At 69.2% G+C, this 16,279-nt stretch carries 12 protein-coding genes; 10 read left to right on the plus strand and 2 right to left on the minus strand.

Annotated features, from left to right (window positions below):
- Positions 1-278: 278 nt before the first annotated feature.
- From B6K69_RS14350 to B6K69_RS14365, 4 genes are all read left to right on the plus strand, one after another.
- Positions 279-1,097, plus strand: coding sequence for a TIGR00282 family metallophosphoesterase (locus B6K69_RS14350; protein ID WP_108644268.1), 819 nt, complete (start codon positions 279-281; stop codon positions 1,095-1,097).
- A 43-nt stretch (positions 1,098-1,140) separates the two neighbouring features.
- Positions 1,141-2,919 carry an SLC13 family permease gene (locus tag B6K69_RS14355; RefSeq protein ID WP_108644269.1) on the plus strand — a complete coding sequence of 593 codons (1,779 nt, stop codon included), beginning with the start codon at positions 1,141-1,143 and terminating at the stop codon, positions 2,917-2,919.
- Positions 2,920-3,011: 92 nt separating this feature from the next.
- Positions 3,012-3,752, plus strand: coding sequence for a YebC/PmpR family DNA-binding transcriptional regulator (locus B6K69_RS14360; protein WP_107673645.1), 741 nt, complete (start codon positions 3,012-3,014; stop codon positions 3,750-3,752).
- A gap of 190 nt (positions 3,753-3,942) precedes the next feature.
- A complete protein-coding gene (locus B6K69_RS14365) occupies positions 3,943-4,875 on the plus strand; it encodes a lysophospholipid acyltransferase family protein (protein ID WP_164681965.1) in 933 nt (310 codons plus the stop codon).
- A 3-nt stretch (positions 4,876-4,878) separates the two neighbouring features.
- On the opposite strand, the gene B6K69_RS14370 is transcribed toward B6K69_RS14365, so the two are convergent.
- A complete protein-coding gene (locus tag B6K69_RS14370) occupies positions 4,879-5,760 on the minus strand; it encodes a LysR family transcriptional regulator ArgP (protein ID WP_108644271.1) in 882 nt (293 codons plus the stop codon).
- A 176-nt stretch (positions 5,761-5,936) separates the two neighbouring features.
- Here B6K69_RS14370 and B6K69_RS14375 point away from each other — a divergent pair, with 176 nt between their 5' ends.
- The 4 genes from B6K69_RS14375 (at position 5,937) to B6K69_RS14390 (ending at position 10,396) form a co-directional block, all read left to right on the plus strand.
- Positions 5,937-6,539, plus strand: a complete 603-nt coding sequence (locus tag B6K69_RS14375; protein WP_108644272.1) for a LysE/ArgO family amino acid transporter — start codon at positions 5,937-5,939, stop codon at positions 6,537-6,539.
- A 22-nt stretch (positions 6,540-6,561) separates the two neighbouring features.
- Positions 6,562-7,470, plus strand: a complete 909-nt coding sequence (locus tag B6K69_RS14380; protein ID WP_228156748.1) for a DMT family transporter — start codon at positions 6,562-6,564, stop codon at positions 7,468-7,470.
- A gap of 84 nt (positions 7,471-7,554) precedes the next feature.
- Entirely contained in the window at positions 7,555-9,012 is a 1,458-nt protein-coding gene (locus B6K69_RS14385) for a DUF2793 domain-containing protein (protein ID WP_108644274.1), read from the plus strand.
- Positions 9,013-9,091: 79 nt separating this feature from the next.
- Complete coding sequence (locus tag B6K69_RS14390; RefSeq protein ID WP_108644275.1) at positions 9,092-10,396, plus strand: UDP-glucose dehydrogenase family protein; 1,305 nt, start codon at positions 9,092-9,094, stop codon at positions 10,394-10,396.
- A gap of 4 nt (positions 10,397-10,400) precedes the next feature.
- Here the strand turns inward: B6K69_RS14390 and B6K69_RS14395 are convergent, their stop codons facing one another.
- On the minus strand, positions 10,401-11,330 hold the full coding sequence (locus B6K69_RS14395) for a glycosyltransferase (protein ID WP_164681966.1): 930 nt from the start codon (positions 11,328-11,330) through the stop codon (positions 10,401-10,403).
- Positions 11,331-11,502: 172 nt separating this feature from the next.
- Between B6K69_RS14395 and B6K69_RS18610 the strand changes: the two genes are divergently transcribed.
- Together B6K69_RS18610 and B6K69_RS14405 are read left to right on the plus strand one after the other, a co-directional pair.
- Entirely contained in the window at positions 11,503-14,775 is a 3,273-nt protein-coding gene (locus tag B6K69_RS18610) for a hypothetical protein (protein ID WP_261341454.1), read from the plus strand.
- 219 nt (positions 14,776-14,994) lie between these two features.
- Complete coding sequence (locus B6K69_RS14405; protein ID WP_123876575.1) at positions 14,995-16,272, plus strand: hypothetical protein; 1,278 nt, start codon at positions 14,995-14,997, stop codon at positions 16,270-16,272.
- Positions 16,273-16,279: the final 7 nt, after the last annotated feature.

Genomic DNA, 16,279 nt, shown 5'->3' on the forward strand with positions numbered 1-16,279 from the left:
GGCGGCGCGGGGCGTTTCGCAATGCGTTGCGGTTAATCAGGCGAGAATATGGGGGAAATCCCGATCTTTGCCCGCCGGGGCGGCGCCGGTCCGGGCGGTGGGGCCGAATCGCCCGGCCGCAGCGGCGGTGCCGGGGGTTTTGCACCCCCGGACCCCCGCAGGGTATTTGAGCCAAGATGAAGCAGCGGCGGATGGCAGAAGGGGGGCGCAGGGCGCGGGGGCTTGCGGCAGCGGGGGGCGCGGCCTAGGAGAGAGAAGATTTTTCCGGTGTGGGCAGGATGCGGCTACTTTTTCTGGGCGATGTGATGGGCAAGACCGGGCGGACGGCGGTGGCCGAGCGGTTGCCGGGGCTGCGCGCGGCCTGGGGCCTGGACTTCGTGGTGGTCAATGGCGAGAACGCCACCGGGGGCATGGGGCTTTCGGCGGAACATGCCAAGCTGCTGCTGGGGGCGGGCGCCGATGTGGTGACGCTGGGCGATCATGCCTTCGACCAGAAGGACATCGTGCCGTTTCTGGAGCAGGAGCCGCGGGTGCTGCGGCCGATCAACTATTCCAAGCTGGCGCCGGGGCATGGCGCGCGGGTCTATGACGCGCCGGGCGGGCGGCGGGTGCTGGTGGCGCAGGTGCTGGGCCGGGTGTTCATGAAGCAGCCCTTCGATGACCCGTTTTCCGCCATCGAGCCGGTGTTGAAGACGCATCGGCTGGGGGCGGCTGTGCAGGCGGCCATCGTGGATGTTCATGCCGAGGCCACCAGCGAGAAGATGGGCATGGGGCATTGGTGCAACGGGCAGGCCAGCCTTGTGGTGGGCACGCATACCCATGTGCCGACCGGGGATGCGCAGATCCTGTCGGAAGGCACGGCCTATATGACCGATGCCGGCATGTGCGGCGATTATGACAGCGTGATCGGCATGGAGAAGCTGGAGCCGATGCGCCGCTTTGTCACCGGCATGGCCAAGGCGCGGTTCGAACCGGCGGCGGGCGAGGCAACGCTGTCGGGCGTCTATGTCGAGACCGACGACCGGACCGGACGCGCGACGCGGGTCGAGATGGTGCGCCAAGGGGGGCGGCTTGCCCCCTCGGGGCCGGTGATGTGAACCTGGCGGGCAACGCAAGGGGGTATGGGTTGGAGACGGTAGCATGTTCGGCTTGAGTGTTCCGGCGGACTGGGCACCCTGGGTGGCGCTGGCCATCCTGGTGGTGATGTTCACCATGTTCGTGCTGGAAACGATGCCGGTGGAGGTGACGGCCATCGCCGCGGCGGCGGTGATGCTGATCACCGGCCTGCTGCCGCTGAAGGACGCGACGGCGGTGCTGTCGAATTCGGCCCCCTGGACGATTGCGCTGATGTTCCTGGTGATGGGCGGGCTGGTGCGCACCGGGGCGGTGGAGGCGGTGATCCGCACCACGGAACGCTATGTGGACGGGCGGCCGAAACTGACCATCGTGGCGCTGTTCGGCTTTTGCGCTGCCGCCTCGGCCTTCATGAACAACACGCCGCTGGTGGCGGTGATGATCCCGGTGGTGATCCAGATCGCGGTCAAGATCGGGGTGGCGCCGTCCAAGATGCTGATCCCGCTGAGCTACATGACGGTGCTGGGCGGCATGATCACGCTGATCGGCACCTCGACCAACATTCTGGTGGACGGGGTGGCGGCCAAGGCGGGCCTGCAACATTTCAGCCTGTTCGAAGTGGCGCCGCTGGGGATTGCGGTGGCGCTGGCGGGCGGACTTTACCTGGCGACGGTGGGCCGGCGGCTGTTGCCCGAGCGGCAGTCGATGGGGACGCTGCTGAGCGACCGGCGGAAGATGAAATACTTTACCGAGGTGGCGATCCCCGAGGACAGCGTGCTGATCGGGCAGGCGCCGCTGGAGGTGGACCTGTTCAAGCGGGACGGGGTGCGGCTGATCGACGTGCTGCGCGGCGACGCCAGCCTGCGGCGCAATCTGGCGCCGGTGCAGTTGATGGCGGGCGACCGCGTGGTGCTGCGCACCGAGATGACCGAGCTTCTGGACCTGCAGCGGCGCAAGGACGTGCATCTGGTCGACAAGCTGTCGAGCGTGAAGACCGAGACGGTCGAGGTGCTGATCGGGCCGGGTTGCCGGATGGAGGGCCAGCGGCTGGGCGATCTGCGGCTGCGGCGGCGCTACGGGGTTTACCCGATTGCCGCGCACCGGCGGAACCAGAACATCGGCCGGCAACTGGATGATCTGGTGGTGCGGGTGGGCGATACGCTGCTGCTGGAAGGCGCCATCGAGGACATTCAGCGGCTGGCGGCGGACATGGATCTGGTGGATGTCAGCCGGCCGTCGATCAAGCCGTTCCGGCGCGCGAAGGCGCCCATTGCCATTGCGGCGCTGGTGTTCATCGTGCTGCTGTCGGCCTTTGACGTGGCCCCGATCCAGGCGCTGGCGCTGGTGGCGGTGGCGGTGATCCTGCTGACGCGCTGCGTGGACAGCGAGGAGGCGTTCAGCTTCATCGACGGCCGCCTGCTGGCGATGATCTTTGCCATGCTGGCGGTGGGCGAGGGGCTGGACCAGTCGGGCGCGGTGGAGCTGATTGTCGATGCGGCGGCGCCGGCGCTGGCGGGGCTGTCGCCGTTCCTGCTGATTCTGGCGGTGTATTTCATCGGGCTGGTGCTGACCGAGTTCCTGTCGAACAATGCCGTGGCGGTGATCTACACGCCGGTGGCCATCCAGTTGGCGCAGAACCTGGGGTATGATCCGCGGCCCTTCGTGGTGGCGGTGATGTTCTCGGCCACGCTCGCCTTTGCGACGCCGGTGGGATACCAGACCAACATGATGGTCTATGGTCCGGGCGGGTATCGGTTTTCCGATTTTACCCGGGTGGGTGTGCCGCTGAACCTGCTGACCATGCTGGTGGCTTCGGCGCTGATCCCGCTGCTTTGGCCGCTGTAAGGGGCGGGGCGCCCCGGTCGGGCGGGGTTGCCCACACGTCGCCCGCCGGTGTAAGGGACCGCATCATCGCAAAGACCAAGGGGTAAACGGCCATGGCCGGCCATTCGAAATGGGCGAACATCCAGCACCGCAAGGGCAAGCAGGACAAGGCGCGCTCGGCGACTTTCTCGAAGTTGGCGAAGGAGATCACCGTCGCCGCCAAGATGGGGATGCCGGACCCCGACATGAACCCGCGGTTGCGGCTGGCGATCAAGGCCGCCAAGGCGGTGTCGATGCCGAAGGACGTGATTGATCGCGCGATCAAGAAATCGCAGATGGGCGATGCGGCGGATTACACCGAGATGCGCTATGAAGGCTATGGCGCAGGCGGCATTGCCATCATCGTCGAGGCGCTGACCGACAACCTGAACCGCACCGCCAGCAACGTGCGCAGCTATTTCACCAAGGCCGGCGGCAACATGGGCCAGACCGGCAGCGTGAGCCACAGCTTCGACCGGGTGGGCGAGATTTCCTATCCGCTGGCGGCGGGCAGCGCCGATGACGTGATGATGGCCGCGATCGAGGCGGGGGCCGACGACGTGGAAACCGACGACGAGGCGCACTGGATCTATTGCAAGGTCGAGGATCTGGCGGCGGTTTCGGATGCGCTGGAGGCGGCGCTTGGGGAATCGACCGAATCCAAGCTGATCTGGCGGCCGCAGTCGCGCACCGAGGTGGATCTTGAGACGGCGCAGAAGCTGATGAAGCTGATCGACCTTCTGGAAGAGGATGACGACGTGCAGACCGTCACCCACAATTTCGACGTGCCCGAGGACGTGGCCGCGAAGCTGTAATCCGCGACCCATCGCGCAGGAAGACCCGACGCCCGCCCCCGAAAACGGGGTGGGCGTTCTGCATGGCGATGCAGGCTGTCACCGGCCGTTCATCCGGGCGTCATTGGCCCGACATTGGCGCGTCATCGGGGCGTCACCGGCGGTGGGGATGCTGTCCCCGACAGCAGCCCGGGGGATTCGGATGACGGGGATGATGCGGACGGGTGGGTTTGACGGGGCCGAGCCGGTTCTTCCCGCCCCCCTGGAGCCGCGGCCGGGGCCGGTCGGCGCGGCGGAGCCTGTCTTCACCTATTCCCACGCGGGCCAGACGCGGTTGCGGCGCAGGCTGATCCGGCTGGCCGAGGCGGCGGCGGGGCGCAACCGGCTGGAGCGGCTGTATCAGGACTGGCGGGCCCGCCCGCGCCCTGTGCGCGAGCCGGTGCTGACGGCGGCGGTGCGGGCGCTGGGCCTGTGGCCGCAGTTCCTGGCGGGCGGTTATGACCGCATCCCGCGCGAGGGCGGGCTGGTGATCGTGGCGAACCATCCCTTCGGCATCGTCGACGGGCTGATCCTGGGGCATATCGCCTGTTCGGTGCGGCCGGATGTGAAGCTGATGGTGCACAGCCGGCTGTGCCAGCCGCCCGAGGTGAAGGACGTGCTGCTGCCGGTGGATTTCGGCGGCGGGGCCGAGGCGCGGCGCATTTCGGCCGAGACGCGGCGGCAGGCAATGGACTGGGTGGCGGCGGGGCATGTGCTGGTGATCTTTCCGGCCGGCGGCGTGGCCACCGCGCCGAAGCCGCTGGCACGGACGGCGGCGGATGCCGCCTGGCATCCGTTCGTGGCGCGGCTGGCGCTGGTGCCCGGCGCGCGGGTGGTGCCGGTGTTCTTTCACGGGCGCAATTCGCGGCTGTTCCAGGTGGCCAGCCACTGGAGCTATCCCCTGCGGGTGGCGCTGATCTTCCGCGAAACGCTGCGGCGGCGGGGCCGGGCGGTGCCGGTTTCGGTGGGCGAGGCGGTGGCCTGCACCGGTGTGCCACGGGCCGAGGTGACGGCGCATCTTCGGCGGCTGACCTTTGCGCTGGCGGGGCGGCGCGGACCGCGGGCCGAGGAGGAGTTCGTGTTTCCGGCGCGCATCCGCTGGTAGCGGTCAGGCCACCAGCGCGCGGGCGGCGTGGTCGCGAATGGCGCGGGTCAGCGGCGCAAGGGCCGGGGCGACCAGCCGGGTGAACTGCCAGTACAGCGGCACGTCAAGCGGGGTTTCGGGCGCAAGGTCCACCAGCCGCCCGGCGGCAAGATGGGCCGTGACCAGCGCCTCGGGGTTCATGCCCCAGCCAAGGCCCAGAAGGGCGGCCTCGACGAAGCCCTGGGAGGAGGCGATGCGATGGGCGGGCAGGGGCCCGGGGCGGGCGGTGCCGGTGGCCTGCGCGGCCCAGCGATCCTGCAGCCGGTCGGCATCGGAGAAGCGGATCGAGGGGGCCTGTCGCAGCGCATCGGCCGTCAGGCCCTGCGGGAACCAGCGCGCGGCGAAGGCAGGGCTGGCGGTGGCGCGGTAGCGCAGCGCGCCAAGCGGCAGCGTTTCGCAGCCCTGCACCGGGCCGGGATGGCCGGTCAGGGCGGCCACCACCTCTCCCTTCCGAAGCCAGTCCTGGCTGACATCCTGATCGTCGATGACAAGATCGTAAAGCATACCCGGCACGGCGGCCAGCGCGGGCAGCACCCAGGTGGCCAGGCTGTCGGCGTTGAGGGCAAGGCGCAGCGTGGCGGTGGTGGGGGTCAGGCCGGGCAGGTCTTGCGCGAGGCGGGATTCGAGCAGCGCCACCTCGTCATGGTGGCGGATCAGGCGCAGGCCGGCGGCGGTGGCGGTGCAGGGCTGGCCACGCCGGATGAGCAGGGTGCCGGTGGTTTCCTCAAGCGCCTTGATGCGCTGCGAGATGGCCGAGGGCGTGACGTTCAGCCCGGCGGCGGCAAGGTCGAAGCTGCCGCGACGGTGGACGGCGGCCAGGGCGGCAAGCTGGGCGGGATCGAGCATGGCGGGGTTTCCGTGCCGGGGGGCCTAGGAGCGGGGGCCTTGCCCCCGCACCCCCAGAGTATTTGGGCCAAGATGAGGATTAGCATAACTTAAGGATGGAGAGAAACATTAATTCGGCTTTCCCGGCCCAGTGGGGTAGGTGCGGAGGGACGGGGAATGGCGGACAGGGGAACGGCATGTTCGAGGCGGCGGTTGCGGGGTTTTTCACCGGGTTGAGCCTGATCCTGGCCATCGGGGCGCAGAATGCCTTTGTGCTGCGGCAGGGCTTGCGGGGGGAACATGTCGGCGCGGTGGTGGCGGTCTGCGCGCTGTCGGATGCGGTGCTGATCGGGGCGGGGGTGGCCGGGTTCGGCGCGGCGTCGCAGGCGCTGCCGGGGCTGGCCGAACTGGCGCGCTGGGCGGGCGTGGGGTTTCTGGTGGTTTATGGCGCGCTGCGGTTCCTGGCGGCGCGCAAGGGGGGCGAGGCCTTGCAGCCCGCGCCCGATGCGGTGGTGCCGCTGCGCCGCGTGCTGGCGATCTGCCTGTTCCTGACCTGGGCCAATCCGCATGTCTATCTGGATACGGTGGTGCTGCTGGGGTCGATCAGCGCGCAATATGCGCCGCAGGGGCTGGCCTTCGGGCTGGGGGCGGGGGCGGCGTCCTTTGCCTTTTTCGCGGCGCTAGGCTACGGAGCGCGGCTGCTGGCGCCGGTCTTTGCCAACCCGCGCGCCTGGGTGGTGCTGGAGATCGGGGTGGGCATCACGATGTGGGCCATCGCGGCGGGGCTTGCCTTTTCCTGACGGGCGGTGTGGGTGTGCCGGCATGAGCGGAACGGGTGACAGAGGCCGGCCCCTGGCGGGTGTGGCGTGGATGCTGGCGTCGGGCATTGCCTTCGTGGGCGTGAATGGCGGCGTCAAGCATCTGGGCACCGACCTGCCGGCGGCGCAATCGGCCTTCATCCGCTTTGCCTATGGCGTGCTGTTCTTTCTGCCGATGCTGGGGCCGATCTGGCGCAAGGGCTTTCCGGCGCCGGTCTGGCGGCTGTTCGGCTGGCGGGGGCTGCTGCATGTGGCGGCGGTGGTGTTCTGGTTCCATGCCATGGCGCGGGTGCCGGTGGCCGAGATGTCGGCGATTGCCTTCCTGAACCCGGTGATCGTGCTGGTGCTGGCCGGGCTGATGCTGGGCGAGCCCTTGGGGATGCGGCGGCTGCTGGTGGTGCTGGCGGCGCTGGCGGGCGCGATGATCGTGCTGCGGCCGGGGTTCCGGGCGGTGACGGAAGGGCATCTGAGCCAGATGGCGGCGACGCTGTGTTTTGCGGTCAGCTATCTGTTCGCCAAGCGGCTGAGCCAGTTGTCCCCGCCGGGGGTGGTGGTGGCGATGATGTCCTTCAGCGTGACGCTGGGGCTGTTGCCGCTGGCGCTGTGGGTGTGGGTGCCGGTCGATCTGAATCAGATGGTCTGGCTGGCGGGGGTGGCCGGGCTGGCGACCTTTGGCCATTACGCAATGACGCGGGCCTTTGTCGCGGCGCCGCTGACGGTGACGCAGCCGGTCACGTTCCTGCAGATCCTGTGGTCGGCCGCGCTGGGCGCGCTGGCCTTTGCCGAGCCGGTGGACCCCTGGGTGATTGCCGGGGGCGCGGTGATCATCGGCGCGGTCAGCCTGAACACCTGGGCCGAGGCGCGGCGGGGCCGGGCGCTGGCCGAGGCCGAGGCGGAGAGTGTTGCGCCCTGAGGGTGCGCGTCGCGCGGTCGGGTTACCGGCGGTTCAGCACGGCGGCCTAGGGTCGCGCGGAACGGCGTTCCCGCGGAGGTTTGCATGGCCGACGATACCACGATCCTGGGGCTTCCCCTGATCCTGCCCAACCAGGCGCAGAAACATGTCACCCATAACGAGGCGCTGGCGGTGCTGGACGTGATCGTCCAGCTTGCGGTGATCGACCGCGACCGGATCCTGCCGCCCACGCTGCCGGCGCTCGGCGACCGGCATATCGTGGCGCCGGGGGGACAGGTGGACTGGGTCGGGCAGGATGGCCGGGTGGCGGTGATGACGGCGGCGGGCTGGCAGTTCCATGCGCCGCTGCCGGGCTGGCAGGCGCATGTGATTTCCGAAGGCGTGACGGCGGTGTTCGACGGGCTGCACTGGGGCGTGCCCGTGGCGGCGGAGGGGGCCTTCCAGCGGCTGGGCATCGCGACCGGCGCCGATGCGGTGAACCGGCTGGCGGTGGCCGCGCCGGCGACGCTGTTCACCCATGCGGGGGCGGGGCACCAGATGAAGCTGAACAAGGCCGCCCCGGCCGATACGGCCAGCCTGCTGTTCCAGACCGGCTGGTCCGGCCGGGCCGAGATGGGCACGGCGGGGGGCGAGGATTTCTCGATCAAGGTGTCGGCCGATGGCAGCGGCTGGTTCAGCGCGCTGGTGGCGGCGGCCGGATCGGGCGAGGTGACGCTGCCGCAGCCGCTGCATCTGGGCGGCCAGGCCGCCGACCCGGTGGCGCCGCCGGACGGCACGCTGTGGCTGAACACCACCAGCGGCGAGGTGAAGATGCGCAGCGCCGGCCGGACCGAGGTGCTGGCGGGGCGGCAGGCACCGCTGGGGCTGTGGGACTGGTGGTATGACCTGCGGCTGGGATCGACAACGGTGTCGGCGTCGGACCTGTTCCTTGGTGCCGCGATTTCCAGCGGCACGAACACGACCGCCTTGCCGGCGACCGCGCGCAAGGGATTCAATCCGCTGGGGGTTTTCCTGCGGTCTTCGACCTCGGCCAACGGGGGGTATCGGTATGTTGCCCCGTCGACCAGCGGCGGGAACAATTTCTATTGCGGGGTGGTGGCGCTGAAATTCCGCGCGCAGTTCCAGTGGCTGACCGATTTCACCGGCCGCACGGTGCGGGCGGGACTGCACAGCACCACCAATGCCGTCGATGCGCAGCATGGCGTGTATTTCGAGGTTCTGGGCGACCAGCTTGTCGGCAAGACGGCGGCGAACAATGTCCGCAGCAGCACGGCGGCGCTGACGCTGACGCTGGGGGTGGCCTATACGATGGATGTCGAGGTCAACGCGGCGGGCACTGCGGCGCGGTTCCGGGTCTGGGCCGATGCCGAGGAGACGGCGGTGTTGGACCAGACCCTGACGACGAACATCCCCGCCAATCCGGCCTATGTGGTTGCGGCGGCCTTTGTGGCGACCGAGGTTTCGACAACTGCCAGCGACATCGGGGTGCTGTACAGCCTGGGTGTGGGCACGGTGGCGGGCTGCGACCGGCAGCGCGGCTGACAGTGGATCTGTCCAGTCTGTTTGACAGGCAGGACGGCTGCGCCCTAATGAAGCCGGGGATCGTTCGAAAGGCCACCGGATGCGCATTGCCGTTGTTGGTGCAGGATATGTCGGCCTGGTGTCCGGCGTCTGTTTTTCGGACTTCGGGCATGAGGTCGTCTGCATCGACTCGGACCCTGACAAGATCCTGCAATTGCGGCAGGGCGTGGTGCCGATCTATGAACCCGGGCTGGAAGACCTGCTGGCCCGCAACCTGGCCAGCGGGCGGCTGACCTTCACCACCGACATGGCGCAGGCGGTGGACGGGGCCGAGGCGGTGTTCATTGCCGTCGGCACCCCGACGCGGCGGGGCGACGGCCATGCCGACCTGAGCTATGTGATGGCGGCGGCGGCCGACATTGGCCGCGCGCTGACCGGCTATGCGGTCGTGGTGACCAAATCCACCGTGCCGGTGGGGACCAATCGCAAGGTGGCCGCCGTGCTGCGCGAAGCCAATCCGCAGGCCCGTTTCGATATGGTGTCCAACCCCGAATTCCTGCGCGAAGGGGCGGCCATCGACGATTTCATGCGCCCCGACCGGGTGGTGATCGGCACCGAGACCGAGCGGGCGCGCAAGGTCATGGCCGAGCTGTACCGCCCGCTGAGCCTGCGGGAGTTTCCGGTGGTTTATACAGGTCTCGAAAGCGCCGAGATGATCAAATACGCATCCAATGCCTTTCTGGCCACCAAGATCACCTTCATCAACGAGATTGCCGCCCTGTGCGAACGGGTGGGGGCCGATGTGAAGGCGGTGGCCAAGGGCATGGGCATGGACGGGCGGATCGGGTCGAAATTCCTGCACGCCGGGCCGGGCTATGGCGGGTCTTGCTTTCCCAAGGATACCCGCGCCCTGGCGCGCAGCGGACAGGACCATGCGGTGCCGATGCAGATCGTGGAGACGGTCATCAAGGTGAACGAGGAGGTCAAGCGCCGGATGTTCCTGAAGATCGAGGATCTGCTGGACGGTCGGCTGCGCGACAGGACGATCGCGGTGCTGGGGGTGACCTTCAAGCCCAATACCGATGACATGCGCGAGGCGCCGTCGCTGACGCTGGTGCCGGCGCTGGTGGGGGCCGGGGCCAAGGTGCGGGTCTGCGATCCGCAGGGACAGCGCGAAGGCGAGGCGCTGCTGCCGGGCGTGAAATGGTGCGACAGCGCCTATCAGGCGGCACAGGGGGCCGATCTGGTGGTGATCCTGACCGAATGGAACGAATTTCGCGCGCTGGATCTGGCGCGGCTGGCCAAGCGCATGGCGGTGCCGCAGATGGCCGATCTGCGCAATATCTATGACCCTGACGAGGTGCGGGCGGCGGGCTTTGTCCGCTATGCCGGCGTGGGGCGCTGATCGTTCAGACCCGGCCAAGGGCTGCCGCCGCCAGCAGAACCGCCGTGCCGGGGGCCGAGGCGCGGTGAAGCCCGGCCCGCTGCAGGGCCATGGCGCGGCCCGGCCCGGCGGGGGGCGCGGCAAGAAAGCCGTCCAGCGTGCGGCGGGCGGCAGGGCTCAGCAGGGCGGCAGTCTGTTGCAGCGCCTGCGCCTGCGCCTGCATGGCCCGGCCCCAGCGGCCCGAGCCGAGCAGCGCCAGCCGCCGCAGCGCCCCGCGCAGATCGCCGCTGCCGCCCAGGGCATTGCCGGGGTGCTGGCGGTAAAGTGCGACGGGCAGCGGGTCGAGCAGCAGCCGCGCGCCGGCGCCGGCCAGAAGCTGGTAGATCCACCAGTCATGCCAGGGGATGGCGCGCGTGCCGTCCGGCCCCAGCAGCGCCAGCGCCTGCCGGATCAGCGCCAGCGCGGCGGCGTTCAGCACCAGCGTGTGGCCGCAAAACAGGTTCTGCGCCAGCGCGTTGCCGAAACCGGGCACCGCCTGCGGCGGGCGCGACCGGCGCAGCGGCCGCAGGGCGGCATCGCAGAGCAGGCTTTCGGCGGCATAAAGCGCGGGCACTGTGCCCTCCGGCCCCAGCCGCCGCAGGGCGCGCGACAGCTTGCCCGGCAGCCAGACATCATCCTGATCGGCCAGCGCCACCGGCCCTGCGGGAAGGTCCGGGTGGCCAAGGGCCGACAGGAAGTTCGCCGCCGCCGTGCCCGCGCAGGGACCGGGCACCAGATGCAGCGGGTGGCGGCGGGCGAAATCGGCCAGGATCGCCGGTGTCGCATCGGTCGAGGCGTCGTCAGACACGAACAGCGCCCAGTCCCGATGCGTCTGGCGGGCCAGGCTTGCCAGTTGCGCGGGCAGGTGGCGGGCGCCGTTGCGGGTGGCCATGACGATGGTGACATGCGGCGGCAAGGGCAGGGCTCCGGCCTGGGGGGTGTGCCTGTTATGGAGGGGGAAGGTTAAGTCTTTCGCCAGTTTCGACCGGAATTGTGCCGAAACGCCCGGGTTTCGCCCTGCTTTTCCCGCCCCGTCACCCGGTTTCGCCGCCAGCCTGCGGGGCGGAACCATGTGGCGGGGGCCCCGGGTGTATTCTTTCCAGACGATCGAGACCTTTCTCGGCGCGCCGGCCAATCTGCTGTCGGGGGTTGAGGATCTGCTGCTGTCCGAACAGGGCGGGCGGCTGATGCTGTATTCCGCCACGCGCGCGGGCGGGGGCCTGCTGGCGCTGGCCGTGGGCGACAGCCTGTCGCTGGTCGATACGATGTCGGTCGCCTCGACCGGGCAGGTGCCGGCGCCGGCCACGCTGGAACTGATGCCGGGCATGGCCAAGCCGGCCCTGGCGGTTTCGGGCGCGAACCAGACGGCGATGCTGACCTATCGGCTGACGGCTGATGGCGGGATTGGCGGGATCTTTCGCCCGGCCGGCGGGCTGTCCGGGGTGATCAGCGCGGAAACCTTCGTGCAGGTTGGCGGGCAGACCTATTTCTATGCGGCACGGGCCAATGACGGCACGATCCAGATTCAGGCCTGGAACCCGGCCGGCACAATGACCCAGATCGGCAGCCTGTCCACGGGGACGGCGGTGCAGGGGGTGGACATCAGCCGGCTGACCTCGGTCAGCGTGGGCGGGCAGCCCTATCTGGTGGCGCTGTCGCTGGCGGGGGACCGGGTGGTCAGCTACGCCGTGGGCAATGATGGCCTGCTGACCGAGACCGGGCGCATCGGCGCGGCGGGCGGGCTGGGCATGGCCGATCCGTCGGGTGTGGCGCAGGTGGGGCTGGACGGGCACAGCTATCTGGTGGTCGCCTCGGCGGGGTCATCCTCGCTGAGCGTGATCGAGGTGACGGCGCAAGGGCGGCTGGTCGTGGCCGACCATGTGATCGACACGCTGGACACGCGGCTGGCGGGCGTTTCGGCGGTGGCGACGGTGACACTGGGCGACCGCGCCTTCGTGGTGGCGGGGGGCGGCGATGGCGGGCTGCATCTGTTCGCGCTGCTGCCCGACGGGCGTCTGGTGCTGGTGGCCACGCTGCTGGACAGTGCCGACACCGCGCTGGAGGGCATCAAGGCGCTGGAGGTGCGCGCGGTCGATGGCCAGATCGAGGTGTTCGTGGCGGGCGAGGGCACCGGCATCACCCGGCTGCGGCTGGACCCGGGCCCGCTGGCCCCCACGCTGACCGGCAGCGCCGGTGCCGACACGCTGACCGGCGGCGAGGCGGGCGATCTGCTGCTGGGTGGTGCGGGCGATGATCTGCTGTCAGGCGGTGGCGGGGCCGACCTGATCCGCGACGGGGCGGGGGCTGACACGCTGTCAGGCGGGGCGGGGGCCGATGTCTTCGTGCTGGATGCCGATGGCGCGGCGGACCGGATCAGCGACTTTCAGGTCGGGATCGACCAGATCGACCTGTCGGCCTGGGGCCGGGTGTTCGATGCCGCCGACCTGACCATCACGCCCACGGCAACCGGCTGCATCCTGGCCTGGGGGGGCGAGGTGCTGGAGATCTGGTCGTCGAACGGGCTGCCGATCACGGCGGCCATGCTGGGCCGCAGCACGCTGTTCCCGCTGTGGCATGAAATGCCCGCGCGCACCGATGACGCGGGCCGGTTCATCGGCAGCGATGCGGCCGAGGCGATCTGGGGCACGGCCGGGAATGACGTGATCCTGGCCTCGGCCGGGGCGGATACGGTTGACGGGGGCGAGGGGCGCGATCTGGTGGATTTCCAGGCGCTGGGGGCGGGCGTGGCGGCCAGCCTTGCCACGCAGCCCCTGGCGGTGACGGCCGGGGCGGCGGCGGGAACCGTGCTGACCGGCATCGAGGATCTGGCCGGCACCGGCTTTGCCGATACGCTGACCGGCGATGCGGGGGCGAACGCGCTGTGGGGGCAGGCGGGCAATGATCTGCTGGCTGGCGGGGCCGGCGCGGACACGCTGGACGGCGGCGAGGGCAATGACACCCTGCGCGGGGGCGCCGGGGCAGACCGTCTGGCGGGCGGCGGGGGCGTGGATTACGCCACCTATGCCGATGCGGCGGCAGGCGTGCGCGCCGATCTGTCGAACCCGGCGGCGAATACCGGCGATGCGGCGGGCGACAGCTATGTTTCGGTTGAAAACCTTGCCGGGTCGCAATCCGCCGACACGCTGACCGGCGACGGCGGCGACAATGTGCTGGTTGGCAATGGCGGGGCCGACCTTCTTGCCGGGGGCGCGGGAAACGACACGCTGGACGGTGGCGAGGGCAATGACACGCTGCGCGGCGGCGCCGGGGCGGACCGTCTGGCTGGCGGCAACGGGGTGGATTACGCCACCTATGCCGATGCCACGGCGGGGGTGCGGGCCGATCTGTCGAACCCGGCGGCGAATACCGGCGATGCGGCGGGGGATAGCTACCTGTCCATCGAGAACCTTGCCGGATCACAGCAGGACGATGTGCTGATCGGCGATGCGGGCGACAATGTTCTGATCGGCAATGGCGGCGCCGACCTGTTGGCGGGTGGGGCGGGAAATGACCAGTTGGACGGCGGCGAGGGCAATGACACGTTGCGCGGGGGCGCCGGGGCAGACCGTCTGGCGGGCGGCGGGGGCGTGGATTACGCCACCTATGCCGATGCGGCGGCAGGCGTGCGGGCCGATCTGTCGAACCCCGCCGGCAATACCGGCGATGCGGCGGGCGACAGCTATGTTTCGATTGAAAACCTTGCCGGATCACAATCCGCCGACACGCTGACCGGCGATGGCGGCGACAATGTTCTGATCGGCAATGGCGGGGCCGACCTGCTGGCCGGGGGGGCGGGCGCCGACACGCTGGATGGTGGCGAGGGCAATGACACGCTGCGCGGCGGCGCCGGGGCGGACCGTCTGGCTGGCGGCAACGGGGTGGATTACGCCACCTATGCCGATGCGGCGGCGGGGGTGCGGGCCGATCTTGCGAACCCCGTCAGCAACACCGGCGATGCGGCGGGGGATAGCTACCTTTCCATCGAGAACCTTGCCGGATCGCAATCGGCCGATGTGCTGATGGGCGATGCCGGGGCGAACCTGATCAACGGTAATGGCGGCGCGGACTGGATCGACGGGCGCGGTGGCGACGACCTGCTGGCCGGGGCGGCCGGGGCCGATACCTTCGTGTTCAATGCCGGGCGGGATACCGTGCTGGATTTCGAGGATGACACCGACACCATCCTGCTGGACCCGACCCTTTGGGGCGGCGGCGCGCGCGACATCGCCAGCATCCTGGCGCCCGAGAACGTGATCGTCACCGCGACTTCGGTGATCCTGGTGTTTTCCGACACCGACCGGCTTGAGGTGCGGGGCGTGACCGATGCCGCGCTGCTGGCCGACGATCTGGTGATCGGCTGATCCGGGCAGGCAAGTTTCCGACCGGCGGCAAGGAAGCCTTAACCCTGGTCGTGCAGAGATCGGGGCAAGGCGGGGGCAGGCTGTGCCCCCAGGCGGCAGGAGGTCGCAGAATGAGGCAGCATGTTTTCCGACAGGACGGACAGGCCCCCGGGCCCGGGGGCAGGTGTTCCCTGGCCGGGCCTTCTGGCTGACCCCCCGGAATTTCAAGGATTCTGACCCATGCTCAGGCTTTTGGGCTATCTGCACACGCTTGCCCTTTACCCGGCGGCCCGGACCGTTGTGACCGCCCAATCGCTGCGGATGTGGCTGAAAACGCTGGGACAGCGGCCGCGGGTTCACCATGAGGCGGCCTATGACGGCCGCCCGATCCTGTTGCTGGCGCTGTATGAAAAGGGCGGGCTGCGGCCCGATGTGACGCGGCTGCTGCGGGCGGCGCGGGGGCAGGGGCTGTATGTTCTGGCGGTGAACACGCTGCGGCTGACCGACCCCGCCGCCACGCGCGACCTGATCGACTGCTATATCGAGCGGCCGAATTTCGGCCGGGATTTCGGCAGCTACAAGACCGGCTTCCTGCATCTGTTCGCGCGCGGCTGGCAGGGCACCTGCCCGCGCCTGCTGATGCTGAACGACAGCATCTATTTCTCACAAGAACGGATGCCCGCCTTCCTGCGCGATATGATGGCCCCGGAGGCCGAGGTTCTGGGCGGCACCGAGAATTTCGAGATAGAATATCACCTTGGGTCGTTCTGCATCGCGATGGCGGGGCGCATCCTGGCCCATCCGCAGTTCCGGGCCTATTGGCGCCGCTACCGGCTGACCGACGTGCGCCCGGTGGTCATCCGGCGGGGCGAGATGGGGCTTTCCAAGACCCTGAAGCGCTGCGTTGCCGACCCGCGGGGCTTTGCCGCGCTGTATGGCGCCGCCCGCTATCTGCGGGCCTTGCAGCAGGACGACAGCCTGATCGACGTGACACTGACCCGCGCCCGCACATCGGACCTGACGGGGTGGAAGCGTGTCAGCCCGGAAAACATTCGCACGGCCTTGCAGGGCCGGTTCCTTGCCCCGGTGAACACGCTGTCGAAGCAGGTTGAAAAGCACGACATCCAGTTGGATGCCCGGCTGGAGGAGCTGAACCGCCGGATGTTCGTAAAGGATCGGGAAACCCTACTGGGCTATCTTCGCAAGAACCTGGACGACGGGGCGCAAGCGGATGAGGCGATCTTGATGGAAGCGATCCGGTCCGAACTGGGCCATGCCTTCCTGGAGGGCAGCCAGATCCACCAGAACGCGGCGATCCTGCTGCATATGGGGATGCCGCTGGTCAAGCTGGACGGGCTGTATCGCGGCATGTTCAACCTGTTCGACATCCGCAACATCACCGCCGCCCTGACGGTGGACGAACAGCAGGAACTGACCGCGCTGCTGGTGGAGCGGCCCTATGGCAATGACACGCTGACGGGCTGGCGCCGCGCCGCCTTCAACCGTGGTCTGATCTGAGGGGGGG

It is taken from the genome of Pseudogemmobacter blasticus, from assembly GCF_003071405.1.
GTDB lineage: Bacteria > Pseudomonadota > Alphaproteobacteria > Rhodobacterales > Rhodobacteraceae > Pseudogemmobacter > Pseudogemmobacter blasticus.